General features: G+C 48.3%; 1 protein-coding gene. It reads left to right on the top strand.

The window, feature by feature from the left end; translation table 11 throughout:
- The coding region (tuf, locus tag TW81_RS18690) for an elongation factor Tu (RefSeq protein WP_045957252.1) at window positions 1–1,074 on the top strand (1,074 nt) is incomplete at its 5' end.
- Between the last annotated feature and the right edge of the window lies 1 nt (window position 1,075).

Here is a 1,075-nt window from a genome sequence, read left to right as displayed (position 1 = left end):
AAAGTGTACGGCGGTGAAGCGAAAGACTTCGCATCTATCGATAACGCTCCAGAAGAGCGTGAGCGCGGTATTACAATCGCTACATCTCACGTAGAGTACGACACTCCATCACGTCACTACGCACACGTAGACTGTCCAGGACACGCTGACTATGTTAAAAACATGATCACAGGTGCTGCACAGATGGACGGTGGTATCCTAGTTGTAGCTGCGACAGATGGCCCAATGCCACAAACTCGTGAGCACATCCTACTAGGCCGTCAGGTTGGTATCCCATACATCATCGTATTCATGAACAAATGTGACATGGTTGACGATGAAGAGCTACTAGAACTAGTAGAAATGGAAGTACGTGAACTTCTATCTGAGTACGACTTCCCAGGTGATGATCTACCAGTAATCCAAGGTTCTGCACTAGGCGCGCTAAACGGCGAAGAGCAGTGGGAAGCGAAGATTGTTGAACTAGCAGAAGCGCTAGATTCATACATCCCAGAGCCAGAGCGTGCAGTAGACATGCCGTTCCTAATGCCAATCGAAGACGTATTCTCAATCCAAGGTCGTGGTACAGTAGTAACTGGCCGTATCGAGCGCGGTATCCTATCAGTAGGTGACGAAGTAGAAATCGTTGGTATCAAAGAGACGACAACAACTACTTGTACTGGTGTTGAGATGTTCCGTAAGCTTCTAGACGAAGGTCGTGCGGGTGAGAACGTTGGTGCACTACTACGTGGTACTAAGCGTGACGAAGTAGAGCGTGGTCAAGTACTAGCGGCTCCTAAGTCAATCAACCCACACACTAAGTTTGAGTCTGAAGTATACGTACTGTCTAAAGATGAAGGCGGCCGTCATACTCCGTTCTTCAAAGGCTACCGTCCACAGTTCTACTTCCGTACAACTGACGTAACTGGTAACATCGAGCTACCAGAAGGCGTAGAAATGGTAATGCCAGGCGATAACATCAAGATGACTGTAGAACTAATCGCTCCAATCGCGATGGACGAAGGTCTACGTTTCGCAATCCGCGAAGGTGGCCGTACAGTTGGTGCTGGTGTTGTTGCTAAGATCTTCGACTAAT

Origin of the sequence: Vibrio galatheae (assembly GCF_000967545.1) — a bacterium.
Taxonomy (GTDB): domain Bacteria; phylum Pseudomonadota; class Gammaproteobacteria; order Enterobacterales; family Vibrionaceae; genus Vibrio; species Vibrio galatheae.
This window is presented reverse-complemented; position numbering and strand designations above follow the sequence as displayed.